This window comes from Bradyrhizobium sp. 23 (assembly GCF_023073295.1).
In the GTDB taxonomy this organism is placed as follows: domain Bacteria; phylum Pseudomonadota; class Alphaproteobacteria; order Rhizobiales; family Xanthobacteraceae; genus Bradyrhizobium; species Bradyrhizobium canariense_D.
In genome coordinates, this window is the sequence record NZ_JADPJF010000148.1 from 613,911 (window position 1) to 619,633 (window position 5,723).

The 5,723-nt window shown below is 64.1% G+C and carries 3 protein-coding genes, 1 pseudogene and 1 riboswitch; of the genes and pseudogenes, 3 read left to right on the top strand and 1 reads right to left on the bottom strand.

What is annotated here, in order from left to right; all coding sequences use genetic code 11:
* Positions 1–132: pseudogene (locus tag IVB32_RS36295) on the bottom strand (histidine phosphatase family protein); the annotation flags it as partial.
* A 21-nt stretch (positions 133–153) separates the two neighbouring features.
* Positions 154–356: riboswitch (cobalamin riboswitch) on the top strand.
* 115 nt (positions 357–471) lie between these two features.
* On the opposite strand from IVB32_RS36295, the gene IVB32_RS36300 reads away from it, so the two are divergent.
* From IVB32_RS36300 to IVB32_RS36310, 3 genes are all read left to right on the top strand, one after another.
* Positions 472–2,829 (top strand): TonB-dependent receptor, encoded by a 2,358-nt coding sequence (locus IVB32_RS36300; RefSeq protein WP_026233635.1) that lies wholly within the window; start codon positions 472–474, stop codon positions 2,827–2,829.
* Between the two features lie 11 nt (positions 2,830–2,840).
* Positions 2,841–4,277 carry a PepSY domain-containing protein gene (locus IVB32_RS36305; protein WP_018458676.1) on the top strand — a complete coding sequence of 479 codons (1,437 nt, stop codon included), beginning with the start codon at positions 2,841–2,843 and terminating at the stop codon, positions 4,275–4,277.
* Positions 4,278–4,746: 469 nt separating this feature from the next.
* On the top strand, positions 4,747–5,723 hold a 977-nt coding region (locus IVB32_RS36310), incomplete at its 3' end, for a hydantoinase/oxoprolinase family protein (RefSeq protein WP_247412945.1).

Here is a 5,723-nt window from a genome sequence, read left to right on the forward strand (position 1 = left end):
TGCGTCGGCCGCATGGATCGTCCCCGCGACGCCATCGACGGGCGCGTGCCGTATCAGCCAGAGGAAGGTCTCGCCTCCCATGCTTATCTCCAAGGAAACTGGTCGTTGTGGCAATAACGCCGCAACTGGCACATTGACTCTGTCTGGATCGTAATCCTAGATGCTCGCGACGGTTTCCCCGAGAGGGGATGAAAAGGGAATGCGGTGCGGGGAGTTTGTCCCCAATGCCGTGGCTGCCCCCGCAACTGTAAGCGGCGAATCTTGCGTCACGAGCCACTGGGTATCTCGGTCCCGGGAAGGCGATGCAAGGTACTGACCCGCGAGCCAGGAGACCTGCCGTCAGCCGTGGTCACACGCGAAGATGTCGGTCGGGGAGTACAGACATTCGGCTTCATCGGAAGGCTGCAAGCCGGACGATGGGACCCTGGTTCGCGGTGACGTGCCACTGACGTCACTCCGAGGTCCAAGACCGTGTATTCCCTTCGTATCGTACGACCACGCCGTTTCCTACTGGCATCCGCCGCTCTCACATCTTTCGTCGCCATCGACATGCCAGCGGCCTTGGCGCAGCAGGCCCGCGAGCCACTGCCGCCCGTCGAGGTGTCGGCGCCACAATCCCGCAGGCAGTCCAGCCCGGCCGGACGGGACGCGCAGAGCTCACGCCGCGCAGCAGCGCGCCGGCCGGGGACTGCATCCGCAGTGCCCAAGCCCGTCGTGCCGACCACGGCGGCACAGACGCCGCTCAACACCAATGCCGTCGCCGAAAGCGCTTCGCGCCTCGGCCTGACCGTGCGAGAAACACCCGCGACCGTGGAGGTGATCTCGGCCGCAACCATGCGCGAGCAGGGCTACCGCACAGTCTCCGACGTCGCGCACGGAGCGGTGGGCGTCACAGCCGGCGACAATCCGGCCGAGCCTTCGGCTTTCTCCATGCGCGGCTTCACCAACAGCCAGATCAACACGCTCTACAACGGCATCAAGATCGGTCCGCAGAACATGACCTCGCGGATCATGGACACGGCCAATCTGGAGGCTGTCGAATTCCTGAAGGGTCCGGCATCACTGATGTCAGGCGAGGGCGCCGCCGGCGGCGCGATCAACTTCGTCACCAAGCAGCCGCACACCGGTCCGATCCGGAACGAGGCGGATTTCTCCTGGGACTCGCTGAACTCGTTCCGGGCGCATTACGGCTCGGGCGGCAGCACCAATGTGCAGGGGCTGGACTACCGCTTCGACGTCAGCCGTTCCTCGCTCAACGGCTTTGCCGACGACACCAACACCAAGACGCTCAATGTCTCCGGCCAGCTCAACTACCGCATCTCCGACAGCCTCAAGGTCTGGGGCGCGATCGAGTATCGGGAAGATCGCTCGAAAGCCTATTGGGGTGCGCCGCTGGTGCCGATTGCCTTCAGCGGCTCGCATGCGACGACGGGGATCGTTTCCGGCAATTACGTCTCGAACTACAACAAAACCGATCTCGGTGCCGTCACGATCGACGACCGCACCTTCAATACTAACTACAACGTCCTCGACAACAGGAACGTAGCGAAGGAGGTGTGGCTGCGCGGCGGTTTCGAGCTGAATCTGGCGCCCGACCTGACGCTGAAAAGTCAAGCCTATGCTTACGGAGCTGAGCGCACATGGTTCAACAATGAGATCGAGGCGTTCAATTCCGGGACCAACATGGTCGATCGTGAGCGCTTCTATGTCGCGCACAGCCAACGCTTGGTCGGCAACGTCACCGATTTGATCTGGGATGCGAATATCGCCGGCTTTGACAACCGTTTGGTCACGACGCTTTCCTCAAGCTACCTTGATTTCGTGAGGCCGGGCGCCGCAAATTTCCCCGGCGATTCCGTTCCGCTGGTCGATCCGCCTCGCGGCTATTACGGCCTGCTCACCATTCAGCAGCAGACCGCGCGCATCGACAATGAGGCGCTGTCGTTCGAGGACCGGTTGAAGTTGACACGGACCTTTGCGCTGGTCGGCGGCCTGCGCGTCGAGCATATCGGGCTCGACCGCAATTCGACCGACAAGTTCGGTCTGGAGAAGGCGAACTTCCCGTTCTCGCAATCCTGGGTCCCGACCACGGGCCGTATCGGCTACACCTGGGAAGCCGTACCGGGCCTGACCTTTTTCAGCCAATACGCCACCGGCGCAGACATCTCGGCCAACAACATCTTCCTGCTCAATCCGACCGATCCGCTGAACCTGACCACCGCGCGCACCTACGAGACCGGCGTCAAGCACCTGTTCTGGGACAACCGGGCGGAGTGGTCGTTCTCGGCCTACGACATCCTGCGCAAGAACGTCTATGCCGCGGCCGGCGGCATGCAGCTCAACCTTGCCGGACGGCAGGAATCGAAGGGCGTCGAGCTTGCCGCGTCCGTGCGTCCGATCGGTCCCCTGCGTCTCTGGGGCAACATCGCCTATGTCGATGCGCGCTACGCCGACTTTAATTTTGTCGGCGGCTCGTTCTCCGGCAACACGCCGCCGAACGTGCCGCGCGTCGTGGCGAATGCCGGAGCGTCGTATCGGTTCTTCACGCCGTGGCCCGTGGAAGTCGGCGTCACCGGCCGTCACGTCGGCGACCGCTACAACACCGATGCGAATGTCGTGACGATGAAGGCCTACACTGTCGCGGACGTCTATGCCTTCGTCGACATCCCGAAGACGGTGTTCAACGCGGTCGACCAGGCTCGCCTGACTTTCCGGGTGCGCAACATCGCCGACAAGCGCTATGCGATCTGGGGCGATCCGTTCTATCCCGACCAGATCCTCTTGGGTGCACCGCGCACCTATGAACTCTCGGCCGCATTCAAATGGTAGGATGCTGATCGATGATGCGCGCGATCGTCCTGCTGCATCGATGGCTCGGGATCGCGTTCTGCCTGCTGTTCGCGATGTGGTTCGCGACGGGAATCGTGATGCACTTCGTTCCGTTTCCGTCTCTGACGGAAGCGGAACGCTTCGCCGGGCTTGGGCCGCTGGATGGCGCCGAGACGAGGCAGCTTGCGGTCGCCGATGCCGTGGCCGCGAGCGGCATTGCTGATGCGACTCGCGTTCGCCTGATCCAGCGCAGTGACGGACCGGTCTATGTCGTCTCGGGGCCGTCGCGCGCGGGCGCAGTGCGTGCCTCCGACGGAGCCGGCGCCTCGGTCGCATCTTCCGACGTCGCGCTGGCCATCGCGCGAGACCACGCGCGCAGCCGCGGGCTGGATGCCGCGCGGGCCGCAATCCTTGCGCGCGCGGACTATGACCAATGGAGCGTGCCGAACGGCTTTGACCGCCACCGGCCCTTGTTTCGGGTTGCCCTGGGCGACGCCGCTGGAACGGAGGTCTATGTCTCCTCGCTCACCGGCGAGATCGTCCTGGATACGACGCGCAGCGAGCGGACCTGGAATCTCGTCGGCAGCGTGCTGCACTGGATCTATCCAACGATCCTGCGAAGCAATTGGTCGCTGTGGGATCGCGTGGTCTGGACCTTGTCGCTGCTGGCCCTGATCGCGGCCTTGCTGGGCGCTGTGCTCGGCCTTGCGCGGATCAAACCTCGAAGCGGTCTGATCGGCTCGCCCTGTCGCGGCTGGCATGCGCTGCATCATCTCATCGGCCTCGCGGCGATGGTGTTCGTGCTGACCTGGATTTTCAGCGGCTGGCTCTCCATGGATCACGGGCGGCTGTTCTCGCGTGGGCAATTGATCTCCGCTGAATCACGCGTGATGAACGCCTCACCGAACTGGACGACGGCTCCATCGTTCGATCGGCAGCCTGTATCGCCGTCGGCCCGTGAGATCGAATGGTTTGCCTTCAACGGCAATCTCTATCGGCGGGATCGGATCGCCCTTGCCGGTCAGACCTTGATCGAGGCAGGGGATGCGCCCCGCGATGGACCAACGAGATCTCTGGATGTGCACGAGGTCCAGGGGCTGACCGCGCGCCTCGCGGCCGGCTGCGGCGGTCCGTCTGTACTTGCCGAGGACGACAACTATCCCGCGCGGTCCACTGTCCCGGGCGCCCCGGTCTACCGCTCGTATTGCGGTGACCTCTGGTTCGACATCGACGGCGCCGACGGCAATTTGCTGCAAAGGCTGGATTCATCGCGGCGAGCTTATCGCTGGTTCTACGGCGCGCTGCATACGTTGGATTTTCCGGTTCTCGTCGCGCATCCGTTGCTGCGCGACGGCTTGGTCGTCGGGCTCTGCTCCCTTGGCTTTCTGTTCTCCATCACGGGCATCATCATCGGCTGGCGCCGCCTGCGTCCGTCCTTCGCGGCCTGAGAGCCGGAGCGGGCAAAACCACCGCTTACTGATCGTACAATAAAGAGAGGCTGAGCCGACTGCCATGCATAGCTCATAAGCAATCGCATGGTCCGTAGGGCCGGTCGATCGCCTGCAAATTAGACAGTGCGTGCGGGGCGCGTGGATTGCGCTGCAGCGGATGTGGTGTTTCGTCCGGGAAAATTCGTGGTGCGCCGCACTTATGTCGCGTCGAACGATCCACACCGACGTGCTCTCCATGCGGGCAGGGCTGCACTAAAATGTGCCTCGCCGCGCCGCGCCGGTCGCGGGCTGGTCCAGTGCATTGCGACAACTCTGGCCCTATCCCGAGGCCATCGCTCTGTCCCACGCTCGCAAGCGGTGGCATGACAGGGGATGATGATGAGCGCTCTCGGTTTGCGATTGAACCTCGCGAAGGACGGGAACCACCCGGCGTCCGGTTCGAATGTCGTCCGCAGCTGACCCACACATGAGCACTGACGAAAATCACTGGGAAGTTGGCACCGATATCGGCGGCACCTTCACCGACATCATCGCGATCCGACACTCCCCCGCGGAGGCACGGATCGCGAAGGTGCCGTCGCGACCTCAAGCTCCGGTTCAGGCGATGCTGGAGGCGATCGAGGCGGTCGGCCTGCGCAAGAGCGAGGTCAAGCGCTTCGTCCACGGCACCACGCGCGTGACCAACGCCATCGTCGAAGGACGGCTGCCGAAAGTGGCACTGGTGGCGACCGAAGGCTTTGCCGACGTGCTGGAGATCGCGCGCTATCGCCGCCGCGATCTCTATCGTCTCGACGTCCCGCCAAAATCGCTGCCGCTGGTGCCGCCGGAACGATGCTTCGGGCTTGCTGAGCGCCTCGATCACGAGGGCCGGGTGCTGAAGGCGCTGGATGACGCGGAGATCGAGCGTCTGGTGGCCTGGCTGAAGGGGACCGGCGTGCAGAGTGTCGCGGTCGCGCTGCTGCATGCCTATGCCAATCCGGTGCACGAGAAGATGCTCGGCGAGCGGCTCAAGGGCGTCGTTGCCCACGTCTCGCTGTCGCACGAGGTCAATCCCGAGGCGCGCGAATACGAGCGGACTTCGGCGACCGTGTTCAACGCCGCGGCGATGCCGATTGCGGTGGAATATCTCAGCGAACTGGAGCTGCGGCTGCCGATCGGTCCCGGCCTGCAGGTGTTTCATTCGGCCGGCGCCATGGTGCCGATCTCGGCCGTGAAGCGGCGGCCGCTGGTGATGGCGATGTCGGGCCCCGCGGCCGGCGTCTCCGCATCGGTCAGCATCGCGCGCCAGCTCGGCACGTCCCGGATGCTGACGTTCGATATGGGCGGCACCACGACCGACGTGTGCCTGATCGTCGACGGTCAGGCCGAGATGACCGACGGCCGCATGCTCGGCGACAAGCCGCTGCGCCAGCCGATGCTCGCGGTGCACTCGATCGGGGCGGG

What these genes read in the sequence shown, in the direction of transcription:
- IVB32_RS36305 (WP_018458676.1), top strand. Translation starts at nt 2,841, where the DNA reads ATGATGCGCGCGATCGTCCTGCTGCATCGATGGCTCGGGATCGCGTTC.